The following is a 17,664-nucleotide window of genomic DNA, read 5'->3' on the forward strand; positions in this document are numbered from 1 at the left end:
CGTCTTTCATGGGGGCTCCGTAGGGATGAATCAGGACGCGCCGGCGTCCCGCAGCAGTTTGGCGATGGCGGTCTGGCCGCGGTTTTGCGCCTGCTTTCGTCCGGGCACGGCAGCGGGTACGGATGCAGCTTGCGCTCGGGGAAGCCCTGCACCGCGGCGCGGGTGTTGCGGAACAGCACGCGGCCGGTGCCGTGGCGGTCCAGCAGCTCGCGCACCAGACGCGCCTTGGCGTCGCTGTCGCCCTCGTTGACGGCGGCGAGCAGGGCTTCGCCTTCGTTGCCGAGGAAGCCGTGGATGGTCTGGTGTGCCTGTGGCGACAGACGGCCGTCATCCAGCAACTCCTGTACGGCTTCGGCCACCGGGCGATAGTTCTCGCTCTCGGCGCGGAAGGCCGCCAAGTCGTGGAAACGGTTCGGGTCGAGCAGGCGCAGACGGGCGAAGTGGCTGTCCTGGCCCAGCTGTTCCGGGGTCGCGGTGAGCAGCAGCACGCCGGGGATCACCTCGGCCAGCTGTTCCACCAGCGCGTATTCCGGGCTGATCTGGTCTTCGTGCCACACCAGGTGGTGGGCTTCGTCGACCACCATCAGGTCCCAGCCGGCGGCGAACAGCGCGTCCTGGGCCTTGTCGTCGTCCACCAGCCATTCCAGGGCCACCAGGGCGAGCTGGGTGTCCTCGAAGGGGTTGGCGGCATCGCTTTCGATAAAGCGTTCTTCATCGAACAGCGCGACCTGCAGGTTGAAGCGCCGGCGCATTTCCACCAGCCACTGGTGCTGCAGGTTTTCCGGAACCAGGATCAGCACGCGGCTGGCGCGGCCCGACAGCAGCTGGCGATGGATCACCAGGCCGGCTTCGATGGTCTTGCCCAGGCCCACTTCGTCCGCCAGCAGGACCCGCGGCGCGATACGGTCGGCGACTTCACGGGCAATGTGCAACTGGTGGGCGATCGGTTGGGCACGCGCGCCGCCCAGGCCCCAGAGCGAGGACTGCAACTGGCGGCTGGTGTGTTCCAGGGTGTGGTAGCGCAGGGAGAACCAGGCCAGCGGGTCGATCTGCCCGGCGAACAGACGGTCGCTGGCCAGACGGAACTGGATGAAGTTCGAGAGTTGGGTTTCCGGCAGGGTGACGCTTTCGTTCTGCCCGTTGAGGCCGTGGTAGACCAGCAGGCCGTCGACGTCGTCGACTTCGCGCACGGTCATTTTCCAGCCTTCGAAGTGGGTGATGGTGTCACCCGGGGAAAACCGCACGCGGGTGAGGGGCGCATTCCGTAGCGCATACTGGCGAGTGTCGCCAGTGGCCGGATAGAGCACGGTCAGCAAGCGGCCGTCCTGTGCCAGAACGGTGCCTAGACCTAGCTCGGCTTCGCTGTCACTGATCCAGCGTTGCCCCGGTTGATACTGCTGCGCCATGCTGCCTGACTCCCGCCTTGAAAAAGCCGGCTATGTTAACGGATCGACGCCCTCAGGCCAAAGGGCTGTGACAAAAACAACTACGCTTGGAAGGTAGCGTATCGGAGCGCTTATCGGAGCCTGGGGCACGATCGGCTGACGATTGGGTCACAAGTTTGCGACCGATGGCTCAAGTCGTCCCCTCGGCAGCCGACAGCCTGCCCACAGGAGAACCAATAATATGCTGCCCCCGATGCTGCCCTTGAGTGCCGTGCCAGTGACTTCCCAGCAGGACCCGATCCGGCCGCGCCCGGACATTCCGCCGGTGGTCTCGGTGCAACAGAGTTCCAATGAAAGCACCATCGACCTGCAGAAACGCGATGCCGAACAGTCGGCGTTGCTGCTGCGGGAAGAACAACAACGCCAGCAAAGGAAAAAACGCCAGCGCGAGGCGCAAGACGATGCCGAGCTGCATCTGGCCGAGCCCGGCGATGGGCTCAATGCCGACAACACCGTGCCCGTGGTGCCGCTGATCGAGGACGCGCCGCGCCAGGGGTTGTGGGTCGACGTGCAGGTCTAGGCGCGCGTGTTCGGCTCCGCCAGTTCTCGCAATGCCTGCAGCAGCAGGTCGGCTTCTTCTTCCGTGTTCAGATGGCTTACCGAGATCCGCGCAATGCTGGTCAGGCCGCGGGCCTGCATATCCAGCGGGGTATAGGCAACGCCGTTGGCGCCGATATTGATGCCCTGGCGCGCCAGTCGCTGCTTCAGCTCGAAAGCATCCCAGTCCGGCAGGGTAAAGGCGATCAGCCCCGATTGCCGTTGCTCGGACCCCAGGTCCTGGCGCTGCAGGCCGGGGATGGCGTCGAGCCCGAGGCGGATGCGGCGGCTCAAGCCATCGATGCGCTGGCGTATGGCATCGACCCCGATGGCGTTCAGCTGGCTCAGGGCCGCCTCCAGTCCGGCCAGCAGGACCAGGGATACCTCGCTGGTTTCAAAGCGCCGGGCATCCTCGCGCAGGGGAAATGCCTGTCCATCCCAAGGGGCTGACAGCACATCCCGCGGCCCCGGATCCAGGCGTTGCAGGAACTCCGGGCGGACATACAGCAGGGCGGTACCGCGCGGGCCCCGCAGGTATTTGCGCCCGGCGCCCTTGAGCACATCGCATTGCAAGGCCTGCACATCACAGGGCAACTGCCCCAGGGCCTGCCCGGCGTCGATGAAATAGGGAATCTGCCGGGCCCGGGCCAGTTCGCCAACGGCCTCCGCCGGGTTGATCAGGCCGCCGTTGGCCGGCAGCCAGGTCAGGGCGATCAGGCGCACCCGCGCATCGAGCAGTTGTTCGAGGGCCGCGACCGAGACCGCGCCCTGGCTATCGCAGGGGATGACCTCCAGGCGGGCGCCGGCGCTGACCGCGGGCGCCATGCAGGCCAGGTTGCCGCCCCATTCATGGCGCCCGAGCAGAATCCGGTCCCCCGCCCGCCAGGGCCCCAGCGCATTGAAGGCCATGCCCCAGGCTGCGGAGCCGCTGCTGGCGAAGGCAATGGCGGCGCTGCTGGTATTGAGCAGCCGGGCGGCGGCCTGGCGCGCCCGCTCCTGGATCAGCGCACCGTGACCGGCGGCCTCCATGGGGCCTTCCCTGGCTTCGCGATGCAGCTGTTCGAGCATGGCGTCGAGGGTCGCCTGGCTGGGGAGCGACGCCCCGGCATGGTTGAAGTGGATGACCTGGGCGCAGCCCGGAGTGGCCGCTCGCAGTTGGCGGATGTGTTCCGGGCTCAGGCTGTTCATGGCAACAGCTCGAAGATCGCGTCGATCTCCACCGCCACGCCGCCCGGCAGGCTGGCCACGCCCACGGCGGTACGGGCATGTCGGCCTTTTTCGCCGAGGACGTTGACCAGCAGGTTGGAGGCGCCGTTGGCCACCGCGCCCTGGCGCTGGAAGTCGGCGCTGGCGGCAATGAATACGCCCAGGCGCAGGGTGTGCGACAGGCGCGAGAGGTCGTCATCCAGCGCATCGCTCAATTGCGCGAGCAGCCCCAGGGCCGCCAGCTCGGCAGCCTCGATGCCTTGTTCTTCGGACAAGGATTCGCCAAGGCGTCCGGTATAGGCCGGCGTGGCGCCATGCAGGGGGATCTGCCCGGAGATGAACAGCAGGTTCTGGCTGCGGGTATGGTTGACATAGTTGGCGATCGGCTGGCTCGGGGCAGGCAGCTTGAAGCCCAGTTGTTGAACGCGTTGGCTGAGAGAGTGATGCATGGCGAGTCCTCTGGTTGAAGGGGCTCAGCATGTTCAGCCTCGAGGTGGCGGACAAACGGATAGATCTGATTCGACGTATCGAAATTTCTCACCCGTCGAGGTGGTCGCCTGATTCGAGGATCAGCCAGTCGACGAAGGCGGCAGTCGCCGGGGCGAGCGGACCCTCGGCGGTCACCAGCCAGTAGCCGATAGCGCTGTCCAGGGGCGGCAGGTCGAAGGCCGGCACCAGGCTGCCTTCGGCCAGGCGCCGCTGGATCAACTGGTGGCGGCCCATGGCGATGCCTTGGCCGGCGACGGCGGCTTCGACCACGATGTTGTAGTCGTGCAGCATCAGGCTGGGGTAGCCGCTGAGGTCGAAGTGATGGTGCCTGCTCCAGTCGTTCCATTCGAACGGCTGGTGCGACCTGGCCATGAGCAGCGGCCCCTGGGCCAGCCCGCGGGCCTTGAATTCGGGGCTGCACACCGGGGCTATGCGTTCTGCCATGAAGCGCCTGGCCTGGACGTTCGGCCAGCCGCCCTTGCCATAACGGATGGCCAGGTCGACTTCGCCGCCCGCGACGTCCGCCAGGCCGATATCCGGTAGCAGTTCGACGCGAATCCTTGGGTGCAGGCGGGTGAAGCCGGCCAGTCGCGGCGCCAGCCACAGGGTGGCGAACGAGGCCAGCAGGCCGATGCGCAATACGCTTTCATGAGCCATTGCATCGCGCAGGTCGTGGGTCGCCTGGGCGATGCGTTCCAGGGCCGGGCGAATCTGCAGGTAGTAGGCGTTGCCGGCTTCGGTCAGGTCGATCGCTCGGGTCCGGCGAACGAACAGGCGTTTGTCCAGGTAGTCTTCGAGTTTGTGTACCTGATGGCTGATCGCGCTTTGGGTCACCGACAGTTCCTGGGCGGCCTTGACGAAACTCAGGTGCCGGGCCACGGCCTCGAATGCGCGCAGGGCCAGCAGGGGCGGGAGGGCCTTGGATAATTCCACGTCATACATCCTTTGCCGAACGCTGAAAGTGCCGATTCTGCTGGGAAAGCATCGCCAAGGCACCGACTTTATTCTGTTGGACAGGCGCCTGGCGCTGGTCAGCCGCCGCCTCAGGTCGCATTATTGGCAAACCCGCAAGGGCCAGAGCCCGCTGTCCAGAAGCTCCGCCCGACATTGACCCGAATGATGCAAGCCGACGCCATGAGCCAAGACGACAACCTGATCGACCTGAACGCCGAACGTGCCAAGCGTGTGCATGACCTGAAGGAAAAGCGCCTGAACGAAGTGCGCCAGGCCTTCGAGCAGGCCATGCCCCTGGGCAAGCCGAAAAAGAAGTCCAAAAAGCCGAAAAAGCGCTGATACGGGCCCGATCCGTTGACGCAAGTCAGTTATTCCCCCTCCCTGTCGCCCTGTCTTGGGCGACATTGACCCCGGTCAATTTTCCCCGCCGCCTCTTTGGTTAACTTAGCCCCATCGCAACAGGGCATGAGCAGGAGGCCAGTCATGTTTTTCGATAATGTGGTGATCGCCGGAGTGCTGACTGTCGGCCTCATGGTTCTGTTTTTCGCAGGGTTTGGATTTTTCATCTGGAAAGATGCGCATAAACGCAAAAAACCTTAAATCTTTCCGGTAACGAGCACGCAAGGCATTTTGGGCAACTTCGGTTGCCCTTTTTTTTGCCCGTGTGTTTTGTAGGAAAACGATCATTGCTGCCGGCATAAAAAAAGGTGCGACCCGAAGGGCGCACCTTTTTTGTTGCCGGCCGGGGCATCAGCTCCCGAGGGCTTTCGAGGCCAGCCAGAACAGACCAGCCGACAGCGCCACGGTCGCTGGCAGGGTCAGTACCCAGGCCAGCAGGATGGTGCGGATGGTGCCGCTTTGCAGGCCGCTCTTGTTCGCCACCATGGTCCCGGCCACGCCCGAGGACAGCACATGGGTGGTCGATACCGGCAGGCTGAAGATGTTGGCCATACCGATCAGGCCGGCGGCGGTGATCTGCGCCGACATGCCCTGGGCATAGGTCATGCCTTGCTTGCCGATCTTTTCACCGATGGTCTGGACCACGCGTTTCCAGCCGATCATGGTCCCCAGGCCAAGGGCCAGGGCCACGGCCAGGATCACCCAGAACGGGGCGTATTCGGTGGTGGCGGTCAGGTCCTTGCGCAGTTTGTCCAGGTCGGCCTTTTCACGGGCGGCGAGGTCTGGCAGTTTGCCGACCTTCTTCGCCGTGTCGTCCAGGCAGAGCAGGTAACGACGCACTTCGATACGGCTTTCGGCCGACAGCGAGTGATAGTCGGCTACGCCCTTGAGGGTACCCAGCAGGGCGGCGATGGTCGGTTCGGTCTGTTGCGGGTTGCAGCGGAACTTGCCTGGCAGGTCGTCTTTCACGCTTTTGCCCAGGGCCAGGAACTCGCCCAGGGAATCCTGGTTGCGCTGGTAGAACTGGCTCAGGTGCAGGGTGGCGTCGCGGGTACGTTCGATCTGGTAGGTGGTGCTGTTCAGGTCGAGCACGAACTGCGCCGGCACGATACCGATCAGCACCAGCATGATCAGGCCGATACCTTTCTGACCGTCGTTGGAGCCGTGCACGAAGCTCACGGCCATGGCCGAGATCACCAGGACCAGGCGGTTCCAGAAGGGCGGGTGTTTCTTGTCGTCGATCTTGCGGCGGTCTTCCGGGGTCTTGTGCATCTTCGAGATCGGGCGCCACCACTTCAGGCCGATCAGCACCAGGGCGGCAATCAGGAAGCCAGCCATCGGCGAGAACACCAGGGAGGCACCGATATCGATCGCCTTCTGCCAGTTCACGCCATCGCCCAGCGGGATGTCGTTGAGCAGGGCGTTGGCCAGGCCGACCCCGAGGATCGAGCCGATCAGGGTGTGGGAGCTGGAAGCGGGAATACCGAAATACCAGGTGCCCAGGTTCCAGGTGATGGCCGCGGCCAGCAACGAGAAGACCATGGCCAGGCCGTGGCCGGTGTTGACGTTGATCAGCAGCTCGACCGGCAGCAGATGGACGATGGCATAGGCCACGCCGACGCCGCCCAGCAGCACGCCGAGGAAATTGAATACACCGGAAAAGAACACGGCCAGGTGCGGCGGCATGGCTTTGGTGTAGATAACAGTGGCAACCGCATTTGCGGTGTCATGAAAGCCGTTGATGAACTCGTAGGCGAGGACAAAAGCCAGGGCGAGCAAGAGGCTCACAAGCACCCAAGCATCCAGTCCGCTGAATAAATCGATCATGAAGGTTTTCTGACCCGGTCATAAGGGGGCGCGATTATGCCAGAAAACCCTGGTAATCAATGCACTAGGTGCTGGTTGGTAACATTCTTCAACGAAAAAGCCGGAGGCAGGCCAATGGCCATGCCATTTTTCAGGGCACGGACAAACCATTGATTTTATTGGCGATCATGCCGAGGGGCAGGGGCGCGACGCCAGGTCAAATCGTTCAAACGCTTGTATGAAATTTCAGTCCTTGGGCACTTTTCGAGCCCTTGGGCCGCAGATGGGGTAAGGCCTGCCCGGCCTCGCGCTCGAAACGGTCTGCGCAAGGCCCGGGACATGGGAGATCTTCAGGCGCGGAGCATCACGGCTGTTCTGCCTTGAGCTCTTTTTCCATCTTTTGCAATTCTTGGGTAAAGGCCTGATCTTGGATGCTGGCCCGCTTGCGCCATGGTTTGCGTTCCGGTTCGGGCTGGGCGGCGTAAGTGGTGACTTCGCCTCCGTAAACTTCCTTGTAACGTTGTTCCTGGCGCTCAAGTTCCGCGCGCAGTTCGTCTTTCGTCACAGTGTTACCTAACTGATTTGAGATAATTCCGGCGATACACAGCGCTTCGATCGGGTTTGGCGAACCACCTCGTACTCGCCTCGATTAACAGGACGGAGTTGCGTGGGGGATTCGCCAAGCCGCGTTCTTGTTGCATGTGGCCACGCCACCGGAGAAGAACAACTGTCGTAGCAACAGCTAATTTTTGCAAACGCATTGGCCGGGTATATCGGGATGAGGGTCAAGCGTTTGCCGAGGAGACGCCACTTGCCTGTACGCCACCTGATGATACTGGAGAATACAAAAAACGCCGGTGATCACTTGGCTCATTATAGCGGCGGCCATGAATAACTCTATCGACAATAAGTTAAAAATCTTCAACTTCATATCAAGGTTTTGTTACACCCAAGTTTTAATCCGGGTCATGCCGCAGTTCTGTATCAATGTCTGACAAGTTGTACGGATTAATCTGATCAACCGAGACCTTATATTGGCGGCGGAAAACAGGCGGGCGGGAAAGGGCGATCCGCACGGATTGCGATTATCGGGCGGCAGTTCGATAATCGCCCAATGTTGGCCGCACAGGCTTGTGCACCTTTGCCAATACGGCTTGTAATAAGCCGGACCTCCGCCGTAGAGAACTTAAATGAACGATCAATTGCGTAACTCCTTCGCTTCCGTGGCGCCACCGATTGTCGCGTCACCGGCCAAGCGGATTCAGGCGCTGACGGGTGATCCGGATTTCATGACCTCTCTGGCCCGCGGGCTGGCGGTGGTGCAGGCCTTTCAGGAGCGCAAGCGCCATCTGACCATCGCCCAGATCAGCCATCGCACGGAGATTCCCCGTGCCGCCGTGCGCCGCTGCCTGCACACCTTGATCAAGCTTGGCTACGCCACCACCGATGGCCGGACCTATTCGTTGCTGCCCAAGGTGCTGACGCTGGGGCATGCCTATCTGTCTTCCACGCCACTGGCGGTGTCGGCCCAGCCTTACCTGGACCGCATGAGCGAGCAACTGCACGAAGCCTGCAACATGGCCACTCTGGAAGGCGACGACATTCTCTACATCGCCCGTTCGGCCACCACCCAGCGCCTGATTTCGGTCGACCTCTCGGTCGGCGGGCGCCTGCCGGCCTACTGCACCTCCATGGGGCGGATCCTGCTGGCGGCATTGGACGACGCCTCGTTGCGCGAATACCTCGAGCATGCCGAGCTGCAAGCCAAGACCAGCCGCACCCTGCACACTCCGGAGGCGTTGCTCGAATGCCTGCAACAGGTCAGGCAGCAGGGCTGGTGCATCGTCGACCAGGAACTGGAGCAAGGCCTGCGCTCCATCGCCGTGCCGGTGTACGACGCTTCGGGCCAGGTGCTGGCTGCGCTGAACGTCAGCACCCATGCCGGCCGCGTCAGCCGCGCCGAGCTGGAACAGCGCTTTTTGCCGGGGCTGCTCAGCGCCAGCCGCGACCTCAGTGCCCAATTGTTCGCCTGAGGGCGGCTTTCTTAAGCTGTTCGATTAACGCACAGATACGCGCTTGGCGAATTGACGCTCTTTCCCTTGCCTCATTAATGTCGCGGCAGCGTCATCCGGCGACTGGAGCTTGCCTCTCCGGCAGCCGGGCGGCGACCTCCATAATAATGAAGAGGCCAACCCCCCATGAGCATCGCCCGCGCGCCCAGCCGCGCCTCTGTGTCCTGCCTTCGCCCGCCGACGGCCTGATCTCCCAAGCCCATTTTCGATCCGAACCGGCCAGCCCTGGCTGGCACCCGTTCGCCTGCGTTTTTTGCGTGGAATAAAAATAATGAACCAGCCTCAATCCGCTGTAGGGAACTGCCTCGATGTGCAGTCCTTCATCAATGCCCAGCCGCTGTCGCGCTACCAGTGGCGGGTAGTGATCCTGTGTTTCCTGATTGTGTTCCTCGATGGTCTCGATACCGCGGCCATGGGCTTCATCGCGCCGGCGCTGTCCCAGGATTGGGGCATCGACCGTGCCAGCCTCGGCCCGGTGATGAGCGCGGCGCTGATCGGCATGGTCTTCGGCGCGTTGGGTTCCGGCCCGCTGGCCGACCGCTTCGGGCGCAAAGTGGTGCTGGTGGGGGCGGTGCTGCTGTTCGGAGCCTTCAGCCTGGCCTCGGCCTACAGCAGCAATGTCGATCAGTTGCTGGTGCTGCGGTTCCTCACCGGCCTGGGCCTGGGGGCGGGCATGCCGAACGCCACCACACTGCTCTCCGAGTACACCCCGGAGCGTCACAAGTCGTTGCTGGTGACCAGCATGTTCTGTGGCTTCAACCTGGGCATGGCCGGCGGCGGGTTCATTTCCGCCAAGCTGATTCCGGCGTTCGGCTGGCACAGCCTGCTGTTGATCGGCGGGATCCTGCCGCTGATCCTGGCGCTGGTGCTGCTGGCCTGGCTGCCGGAGTCGGCGCGTTATCTGGTGGTGCGTAATCGCGGCACAGACAAGGTGCGCAAGGCCCTGGCGCCGATCGAGCCGGCCACGGTCGGCCAGGCTTCGAGCTTCAGCGTGCCGGAACAGAAGACGGTGAAGGCGCGCAACGTGTTCGCGGTGATCTTCTCCGGGACCTACAGCGTCGGCACCTTGCTGTTGTGGCTGACCTATTTCATGGGGCTGGTGATCGTCTACCTGCTGACCAGCTGGCTGCCGACCCTGATGCGCGACAGCGGCGCGAGCATGGAGCAGGCCGCCTTTATCGGCGCGCTGTTCCAGTTTGGCGGCGTCCTCAGTGCCGTGGCAGTGGGCTGGGCCATGGATCGCTTCAACCCGCACAAGGTGATCGGCACCTTCTACCTGCTGGCCGGGGTCTTTGCCTACGCCGTGGGGCAGAGCCTGGGCAACATCACCCTGCTGGCGACCCTGGTGCTGATCGCCGGCATGTGCGTCAACGGCGCGCAGTCGGCGATGCCGTCCCTGGCCGCGCGCTTCTACCCGACCCAGGGCCGCGCCACCGGTGTGTCGTGGATGCTCGGCATCGGGCGCTTCGGCGCGATTCTCGGCGCCTGGATGGGCGCCACGCTGCTGGGGCTGGGCTGGAACTTCGAACAGGTGCTGACCGCGCTGGTGATCCCGGCGGCGCTGGCGACCACGGCGGTGGTGATCAAGGGCATGGTCAGCCATGCCGATGCGACCTGATCGATGACCTTCTCGCGGGCGCCTTGTCTTGTAGGAGCGAGGCTTGCCCGCGATGCTCTTGGTAATAGATAGCCCTACAACAATATGTTCGATAAACGAACACTTAGTCGATTATCGGATTGTTCGGTTTTTCCCCCCGACTTACTCTTCAGTCATCCAGGCCGCATCCCTTGCGCCTTTTTCTTCCAGTCGCTCAATAACAATCGGGAGATCCCCATGGCTGAAATCCTTTCGCTGCACGACGCGGTGAAGCAGTTCATCAACGACGGCGATACCGTCGCGCTCGAAGGCTTCACCCACCTGATCCCCACGGCCGCGGGTCATGAAATCATTCGCCAGGGCAAGCAAGACCTGACCCTGGTACGGATGACCCCCGACCTGATCTACGACCAGTTGATCGGCGCCGGTTGTGCCCGCAAGCTGATTTTCTCCTGGGGTGGCAACCCCGGCGTGGGTTCCCTGCATCGCTTGCGCGACGCGGTGGAGAAACAATGGCCCCATGCCCTGGAGATCGAAGAACACAGCCACGCCGACCTGGCCAACGCCTACGTGGCCGGGGCCTCGGGCCTGCCCTTCGCAGTGCTGCGCGCCTATGCCGGCTCCGACCTGCCCAAGGTCAATCCGCTGATCAAGAGCGTGACCTGCCCGTTCACCGGCGAAGTGCTGGCGGCGGTGCCGTCGGTGCGTCCCGACGTCACCGTGATCCACGCGCAGAAAGCCGACCGCAAGGGCAACGTGCTGCTGTGGGGCATCCTCGGCGTGCAGAAGGAGGCCGCCCTGGCCGCCAAGCGCTGCATTGTCACCGTGGAAGAAATCGTCGACGACCTGAACGCGCCGATGAATGCCTGCGTGCTGCCGACCTGGGCCCTGAGCGCGGTCTGCCATGTGCCGGGCGGCGCCCATCCGTCCTACGCCCACGGTTACACCGAGCGCGACAACATCTTCTACCAGGCCTGGGACCCGATCGCTCGCGACCGCGCAACCTTCACCGCCTGGATCAACGAATACATCCGCGGCAGTGCCGACTTCAGCGAATTCCAGGCCAAGCTGGCCGCCGCAACGGGGGCCAAATAATGACCTACACCACCAATGAAATGATGACCGTGGCTGCTGCCCGCCGCCTGCGGAACGGCTCGGTGTGCTTCGTCGGCATTGGCCTGCCGTCCAAGGCCGCCAACCTGGCGCGCCTGACCTCGTCGCCGGACGTGGTGCTGATCTACGAATCCGGCCCGATCGGCGCCAAGCCGAGCGTGCTGCCGCTGTCCATCGGCGACGGCGAGCTGGCCGAGACCGCGGACACCGTGGTGCCCACCGGCGAGATCTTCCGCTACTGGCTGCAGGGCGGGCGCATCGACGTCGGCTTCCTCGGCGCGGCTCAGGTCGACCGCTTCGGCAACATCAACACCACGGTGGTCGGCGACTACCACCAGCCGAAAGTCCGCCTGCCGGGCGCCGGCGGCGCGCCGGAGATCGCCGGTTCCGCCAAGAGCGTGCTGATCATCCTCAAGCAGTCGTCGCGCTCCTTCGTCGACAAGCTCGACTTCATCACCTCGGTCGGCCACGGCGAAGGTGGCGATTCGCGCAAGCGCCTGGGCCTGCCAGGGGCAGGGCCGGTGGGTATCATCACCGACCTGTGCATCATGGAACCGGAAGCCGGCACCCATGAGTTCGTGGTCACCTCGCTGCACCCGGGGGTGACCCGCGAGCAAGTGGTGGCCGCCACCGGCTGGGCGATCCGCTTCACCGAGCAGGTGGCCGAGACTGCCGCGCCCACCGCCGTCGAACTGAGCGCCTTGCGCGACCTGGAAGCCCGTACCGCCGCGGCCCACGGTCAAACCCCGGGAGAAGCCTGATGCGCGACGTCTTTATCTGTGATGCCATCCGTACCCCCATCGGCCGCTTTGGCGGCGGTCTGGCGACGGTACGGGCCGACGATCTGGCCGCGGTGCCGATCAAGGCGCTGATCGAACGCAACCCGTCGGTGGACTGGAACGCCCTGGACGAGGTGTTCCTCGGCTGCGCCAACCAGGCCGGCGAGGACAACCGCAACGTGGCGCGCATGGCACTGCTGCTGGCCGGGCTGCCGGAGACGATTCCGGGGGTGACCCTCAACCGCCTGTGCGCTTCGGGCATGGATGCTATCGGCACCGCGTTCCGCGCCATCGCCAGCGGCGAGATGGAGCTGGCGATCGCCGGCGGCGTCGAGTCGATGTCCCGCGCGCCCTTTGTCATGGGCAAGGCCGACACGGCGTTTTCGCGCAACATGAAGCTGGAAGACACCACCATCGGCTGGCGCTTCATCAACCCGCTGATGAAGGCCCAGTACGGGGTCGACGCCATGCCGCAGACCGCCGACAACGTGGCTGACGACTACCGGGTGTCCCGCGCCGACCAGGACGCTTTCGCCCTGCGCAGCCAGCAACGCACCGCCGCGGCCCAGGCCGCCGGGTTCTTCGCCGAGGAGATCGTCCCGGTGCGCATCGTGCACAAGAAGGGCGAGACCCTGGTCGAGCAGGACGAACATCCGCGGGCCGATACCACCCTGGAGACCCTGGGCAAACTCAAGCCGGTCAACGGTCCGGACAAGACCGTCACTGCCGGCAACGCCTCGGGGGTCAACGATGGGGCGGCGGCGCTGATCCTGGCGTCGGCCGAAGCGGTGAAAAAGCACGGCCTGACCGCCCGGGCCCGGGTCCTGGGCATGGCCAGCGCCGGTGTCGCGCCGCGGGTGATGGGCATCGGCCCGGTGCCGGCGGTGCGCAAGCTGATCGAACGCCTGGGCGTGGCGGTCAACGACTTCGATGTGATCGAACTCAACGAAGCCTTCGCCAGCCAGGGCCTGGCGGTGCTGCGCGAGCTGGGATTGGCGGACGATGCGCCGCAGGTCAACCCCAACGGTGGCGCCATCGCCCTGGGCCATCCGCTGGGCATGAGCGGCGCGCGCCTGGTGCTGACCGCGCTGCATCAGCTGGAAAAGACCGGCGGCAGCAAAGGCTTGGCGACCATGTGCGTGGGGGTTGGCCAGGGCCTGGCGCTGGCTATCGAGCGGGTGTGATGCAAGGGGATCGCGAAGCTTGCTCGCGATCCCCCTGGTCGCCTTGTGGAACGGGACTGTTACCAATTATGTCTAGACTCACACTGTCCCCAAAGAGTGAACAGCCATGACAACGTTAACCAGCCACTACTCGGCGGAAGAGCGCAGCAAGAGGATTTTCGCGATCGTCGGTGCCTCCTCCGGCAACCTGGTCGAATGGTTCGACTTCTACGTCTATGCCTTCTGCGCGATCTATTTCGCCCCGGCGTTTTTCCCTTCCGACGATCCCACCGTACAACTGCTCAACACGGCCGGTGTGTTCGCCGCCGGGTTCCTGATGCGTCCCATCGGTGGCTGGCTGTTCGGCCGGGTGGCGGACAAGCACGGGCGCAAGAACTCCATGATGATCTCGGTGCTGATGATGTGCGCCGGCTCCCTGGTCATCGCCTTCCTGCCAACCTACGCCAGCATCGGCGCCTGGGCGCCGGCCCTGCTGCTGTTCGCGCGGCTGTTCCAGGGCCTGTCGGTGGGCGGTGAATACGGCACCACCGCCACCTACATGAGCGAAGTCGCGCTCCAGGGACAGCGCGGTTTCTTCGCCTCGTTCCAGTACGTGACCCTGATCGGCGGGCAACTGCTGGCGGTGCTGGTGGTGGTGATCCTGCAACAGTTCCTCGACGAGGCGCAGCTCAAGGCCTGGGGCTGGCGGATTCCGTTCGTGATCGGCGCCATCGCGGCCTTGGTTTCCCTGCTGCTGCGGCGTTCGCTGAAAGAAACCACCAGCAAGGAAATACGCGAAGACAAGGAGGCCGGCAGCGTCGCGGCGCTGTTCAAGCATCACACCAAGGCCTTTATCACCGTGCTGGGCTACACCGCCGGCGGTTCGCTGATTTTCTACACCTTCACCACCTACATGCAGAAATACCTGGTGAACACCGCCGGGATGTCCGTCAAGACCGCCAGCTACATCATGACCGGCGCGCTCTTCCTTTATATGTGCATGCAGCCGTTCTTCGGCATGCTGGCGGACAGGATCGGCCGGCGTAACTCGATGCTCTGGTTCGGCGCCCTGGGTACGCTGTGCACGGTGCCGATCCTGCTGACCCTGAAAACCGTCACCAATCCGTTCCTGGCCTTCGTGCTGATTACCCTGGCCCTGGCGATCGTCAGTTTCTACACCTCCATCAGCGGCCTGGTGAAGGCCGAGATGTTCCCGACCCAGGTGCGGGCGCTGGGGGTCGGCCTGGCCTATGCGGTGGCCAACGCGCTGTTCGGCGGTTCGGCGGAGTGGGTCGCGCTGAACTTCAAGAACATGGGCATGGAGAACACCTTCTACTGGTATGTCACCGTGATGATGGCGATTGCTTTCCTGTTCAGCCTGCGCCTGCCGAAACAGGCGGCGTACCTGCACCACGATCTTTGACCTGTCCGCGTGCGCCCGCTTCGGGCGCACGCCCCCCAAGGGATTGTTTATGAGTACACCGGCGAGCAACCAATTGTTCGATGCCTATTTCACTGCCCGCGATATGCGCGAGGTGTTCTGCGACCAGGGGCGGGTCCAGGCCATGCTGGACTTCGAGGCCGCGCTGGCCAGGGCGCAGGCCCGGGTCGGAGCGATTCCGGCCGCTGCGGTGGCACCGATCGAGGCGGCCTGCCGCGTCGGACTCTATGATTTCTTCGCCCTGGGCCAGGCCATCGCCACGGCGGGCAACTCGGCGATTCCGCTGGTCAAGGCCCTGGGCAAACAGATCGCCACGGTCGATGCCAGCGCCGAGCGTTATGTGCATCTGGGCGCCACCAGCCAGGATGTGATGGACAGCGGTCTGGTCCTGCAACTGCGCAGCGCATTGAGCCTGATCGACCACGACCTGTCCCGGCTCGGCGAGATCCTGGCCGTGCAAGCCCAGCGCTACGCCGACACGCCCATGGCCGGCCGCACCTGGCTGCAACATGCCACGCCGGTCACCCTCGGGATGAAGATCGCCGGCTGGCTGGGGGCCGTGACCCGCAGCCGCCAGCGCCTGGCACAGCTCAAGCCACGTTTGCTGGTGCTGCAGTTCGGCGGCGCCTCCGGCACCCTCGCGGCCCTGGGCGAGCAGGCCCTGCCCATCGCCCGGGCCCTGGCCGAAGAGTTGCAACTGAATTTGCCGGAACAGCCCTGGCATACCCAGCGCGACCGCCTGGTGGAGTTCGCCGCGGTACTCGGCCTGATCGCCGGCAGCCTCGGCAAGCTCGGTCGCGATATCAGCCTGCTGATGCAGACCGAGGCGGCGGAAGTCTTCGAGCCCTCGGCGCCGGGCAAGGGCGGCTCCTCGACCATGCCGCACAAGCGCAACCCGGTGGGCGCGGCGGTGCTGATCGGTGCGGCGACCCGGGTCCCCGGGCTGCTGGCGACGCTGTTCAGCGCCATGCCCCAGGAGCACGAACGCAGCCTGGGCCTGTGGCATGCCGAATGGGAAACCCTGCCGGAGATCTGCTGCCTGGTGTCCGGTGCCTTGCAACAGGCGCTGCTGGTGGCCGACGGGCTGGAAGTCGACGCCGCACGTATGGCCAGGAACCTCGACCTGACCCAGGGGCTGGTGCTGGCGGAGGCCGTGAGCATCGCCCTGGCCCAGCGCCTGGGCCGCGAGACCGCACACCATCTGCTGGAGCAATGCTGCAAGCGCGCCGTGGCCGAACAGCGGCACCTGCGTGCGGTGTTGGGGGATGAACCGCAAGTGACCGCCGAACTGTCGGCGGCGCAACTGGATCGCCTGCTGGACCCGGCGCACTACCTCGGCCAGGCACAGACCTGGGTCGAGCGCGCCGTGGCCGAACATTTTGCCTTGAACGCCTGAAGGAGACTGCCCGTGGCATTCGTACAACTCGCCGATGGCGAACTGCATTACCAACTGGACGGCCCGGACCACGCGCCGGTGCTGGTCCTGTCCAACTCCCTGGGGACCGACCTGCACATGTGGGACATCCAGATCCCGGCCTTTACCGAGCACTTCCGGGTGCTGCGTTTCGACACCCGCGGCCACGGCAAGTCCCTGGTCACGGAAGGCCCTTACAGCATCGAGCAACTGGGGCGCGACGTGCTGGCGCTGCTGGATGCGCTGCGGATCGAGCGCGCGCATTTCTGCGGCCTGTCCATGGGCGGCTTGATCGGCCAGTGGCTGGGGATCAACGCCGGCGAGCGCCTGCACAAGCTGGTGGTGTGCAACACCGCGGCGAAGATCGGCGATCCCTCGGTGTGGAACCCACGCATCGAGACCGTGCTGCGCGACGGCCAGGCGGCGATGGTGGCGCTGCGCGATGCCTCGATCGCCCGCTGGTTCACCCCGGATTTCGCCGCGGCGCACCCGGACCAGGCCAAGCTGATCACCGACATGCTGGCGGCCACCTCGCCCCAGGGCTATGCCGCCAACTGCGCGGCGGTGCGCGACGCGGATTTCCGCGAGCAACTGTCGGCGATCCAGGCGCCGACCCTGGTGATTTCCGGCACCGAAGACGCGGTCACGCCGCCAGCGGGCGGGCATTTTATCCAGGAGCGGGTGCGCGGCGCCGAGTACGCCGAGTTCCAGGCGGCGCACCTGTCCAACGTCCAGGCTGGCGCCGCGTTCAGCGAGCGGGTCGTGGCCTTTCTGCTGGCCGGCCAGCGCATTTAAGGAGCTTTTCGTGGACGAGAAACAACGTTACGCCGAAGGCATGCAAGTGCGTCGCGCGGTGCTGGGCGATGCCCATGTCGACCGCAGCCTGAACACCCTGAACGAGTTCAACGCGGAGTTCCAGGAAATGATCACCCGGCATGCCTGGGGCGATATCTGGACCCGCCCGGGCCTGCCACGGCATACCCGCAGCCTGATCACCATCGCCATGCTGATCGGCATGAACCGCAACGAGGAGCTCAAGCTGCACCTGCGGGCCGCGGCGAACAACGGCGTGAGCCGCGCCGAGATCAAGGAAGTGATCATGCAGAGCGCCATCTATTGCGGCATTCCGGCGGCCAACGCCACCTTCCACCTGGCCGAGTCGGTGTGGGACGAGCTGGGCGTCGAATCCCGCAAATAAACAGGTCGGCGCCGGGCAACCCGGCGCCGCTACGTTTCAGACCTGGCCCTG

The 17,664-nt window shown here is 64.4% G+C and carries 18 protein-coding genes; 12 read left to right on the forward strand and 6 right to left on the reverse strand.

The genetic code is table 11. The features are described 5' to 3' along the window. The coding region (gene rapA / locus ACQKQA_RS22600) for an RNA polymerase-associated protein RapA (protein ID WP_427562627.1) at positions 1-1,406 on the reverse strand (1,406 nt) is incomplete at its 3' end. A gap of 220 nt (positions 1,407-1,626) precedes the next feature. Between rapA and ACQKQA_RS22605 the strand changes: the two genes are divergently transcribed. Next, the gene (locus tag ACQKQA_RS22605) at positions 1,627-1,965 is read left to right on the forward strand and encodes an aspartate-semialdehyde dehydrogenase (RefSeq protein ID WP_427562630.1); all 339 of its coding nucleotides are present in this window, start codon (positions 1,627-1,629) and stop codon (positions 1,963-1,965) included. On the opposite strand, the gene ACQKQA_RS22610 is transcribed toward ACQKQA_RS22605, so the two are convergent. The 3 genes from ACQKQA_RS22610 to ACQKQA_RS22620 all read right to left on the reverse strand — a co-directional run bounded on the left by ACQKQA_RS22610 (position 1,962) and on the right by ACQKQA_RS22620 (position 4,610). Beyond that, positions 1,962-3,170 (reverse strand): aminotransferase class V-fold PLP-dependent enzyme, encoded by a 1,209-nt coding sequence (locus tag ACQKQA_RS22610; RefSeq protein WP_427562633.1) that lies wholly within the window; start codon positions 3,168-3,170, stop codon positions 1,962-1,964. The genes ACQKQA_RS22605 and ACQKQA_RS22610 overlap by 4 nt on opposite strands. Beyond that, complete coding sequence (locus ACQKQA_RS22615) at positions 3,167-3,637, reverse strand: RidA family protein (protein WP_427562635.1); 471 nt, start codon at positions 3,635-3,637, stop codon at positions 3,167-3,169. Before ACQKQA_RS22615 ends, ACQKQA_RS22610 begins: the two co-directional genes overlap by 4 nt. A gap of 88 nt (positions 3,638-3,725) precedes the next feature. After that, entirely contained in the window at positions 3,726-4,610 is an 885-nt protein-coding gene (locus tag ACQKQA_RS22620) for a LysR substrate-binding domain-containing protein (RefSeq protein ID WP_427562638.1), read from the reverse strand. 201 nt (positions 4,611-4,811) lie between these two features. Between ACQKQA_RS22620 and ACQKQA_RS22625 the strand changes: the two genes are divergently transcribed. Both ACQKQA_RS22625 and ccoM read left to right on the forward strand, forming a co-directional pair. Then, positions 4,812-4,970 carry a hypothetical protein gene (locus ACQKQA_RS22625; protein ID WP_427562641.1) on the forward strand — a complete coding sequence of 53 codons (159 nt, stop codon included), beginning with the start codon at positions 4,812-4,814 and terminating at the stop codon, positions 4,968-4,970. A gap of 144 nt (positions 4,971-5,114) precedes the next feature. After that, the gene (gene ccoM / locus ACQKQA_RS22630) at positions 5,115-5,231 is read left to right on the forward strand and encodes a cytochrome c oxidase subunit CcoM (RefSeq protein ID WP_007926603.1); all 117 of its coding nucleotides are present in this window, start codon (positions 5,115-5,117) and stop codon (positions 5,229-5,231) included. A 150-nt stretch (positions 5,232-5,381) separates the two neighbouring features. On the opposite strand, the gene ACQKQA_RS22635 is transcribed toward ccoM, so the two are convergent. Next, positions 5,382-6,857: an inorganic phosphate transporter gene (locus tag ACQKQA_RS22635; protein ID WP_427562644.1), complete on the reverse strand. Its 1,476-nt coding sequence runs from the start codon at positions 6,855-6,857 to the stop codon at positions 5,382-5,384. Positions 6,858-7,200: 343 nt separating this feature from the next. Beyond that, a complete protein-coding gene (locus ACQKQA_RS22640; RefSeq protein WP_427562647.1) occupies positions 7,201-7,401 on the reverse strand; it encodes a hypothetical protein in 201 nt (66 codons plus the stop codon). A 625-nt stretch (positions 7,402-8,026) separates the two neighbouring features. Here ACQKQA_RS22640 and pcaR point away from each other — a divergent pair. From pcaR to pcaC, 9 genes are all read left to right on the forward strand, one after another. Then, entirely contained in the window at positions 8,027-8,869 is an 843-nt protein-coding gene (pcaR, locus tag ACQKQA_RS22645) for a pca regulon transcriptional regulator PcaR (RefSeq protein ID WP_427562650.1), read from the forward strand. Between the two features lie 310 nt (positions 8,870-9,179). After that, complete coding sequence (locus ACQKQA_RS22650) at positions 9,180-10,526, forward strand: MFS transporter (protein WP_427562653.1); 1,347 nt, start codon at positions 9,180-9,182, stop codon at positions 10,524-10,526. Positions 10,527-10,742: 216 nt separating this feature from the next. Beyond that, positions 10,743-11,600, forward strand: a complete 858-nt coding sequence (locus ACQKQA_RS22655) for a CoA transferase subunit A (protein WP_427562656.1) — start codon at positions 10,743-10,745, stop codon at positions 11,598-11,600. After that, positions 11,597-12,379 (forward strand): CoA-transferase subunit beta, encoded by a 783-nt coding sequence (locus ACQKQA_RS22660; RefSeq protein ID WP_427562688.1) that lies wholly within the window; start codon positions 11,597-11,599, stop codon positions 12,377-12,379. The genes ACQKQA_RS22655 and ACQKQA_RS22660 overlap by 4 nt, the downstream gene beginning before the upstream one ends. Then, positions 12,376-13,581 carry a 3-oxoadipyl-CoA thiolase gene (pcaF, locus tag ACQKQA_RS22665; RefSeq protein WP_427562691.1) on the forward strand — a complete coding sequence of 402 codons (1,206 nt, stop codon included), beginning with the start codon at positions 12,376-12,378 and terminating at the stop codon, positions 13,579-13,581. The genes ACQKQA_RS22660 and pcaF overlap by 4 nt, the downstream gene beginning before the upstream one ends. A 106-nt stretch (positions 13,582-13,687) precedes the next feature. Then, positions 13,688-14,983, forward strand: coding sequence for an MFS family transporter (locus ACQKQA_RS22670; RefSeq protein ID WP_427562659.1), 1,296 nt, complete (start codon positions 13,688-13,690; stop codon positions 14,981-14,983). A gap of 49 nt (positions 14,984-15,032) precedes the next feature. After that, the gene (locus tag ACQKQA_RS22675) at positions 15,033-16,397 is read left to right on the forward strand and encodes a 3-carboxy-cis,cis-muconate cycloisomerase (protein ID WP_427562662.1); all 1,365 of its coding nucleotides are present in this window, start codon (positions 15,033-15,035) and stop codon (positions 16,395-16,397) included. A 12-nt stretch (positions 16,398-16,409) separates the two neighbouring features. Next, positions 16,410-17,210, forward strand: a complete 801-nt coding sequence (pcaD, locus tag ACQKQA_RS22680) for a 3-oxoadipate enol-lactonase (RefSeq protein ID WP_427562665.1) — start codon at positions 16,410-16,412, stop codon at positions 17,208-17,210. 10 nt (positions 17,211-17,220) lie between these two features. Continuing rightward, complete coding sequence (pcaC, locus tag ACQKQA_RS22685; protein WP_427562668.1) at positions 17,221-17,613, forward strand: 4-carboxymuconolactone decarboxylase; 393 nt, start codon at positions 17,221-17,223, stop codon at positions 17,611-17,613. The last annotated feature ends 51 nt before the right edge of the window (positions 17,614-17,664 follow it).

The sequence above is a fragment of the Pseudomonas sp. NPDC089530 genome, from assembly GCF_050280705.1.
Classification (GTDB): Bacteria; Pseudomonadota; Gammaproteobacteria; order Pseudomonadales; family Pseudomonadaceae; genus Aquipseudomonas.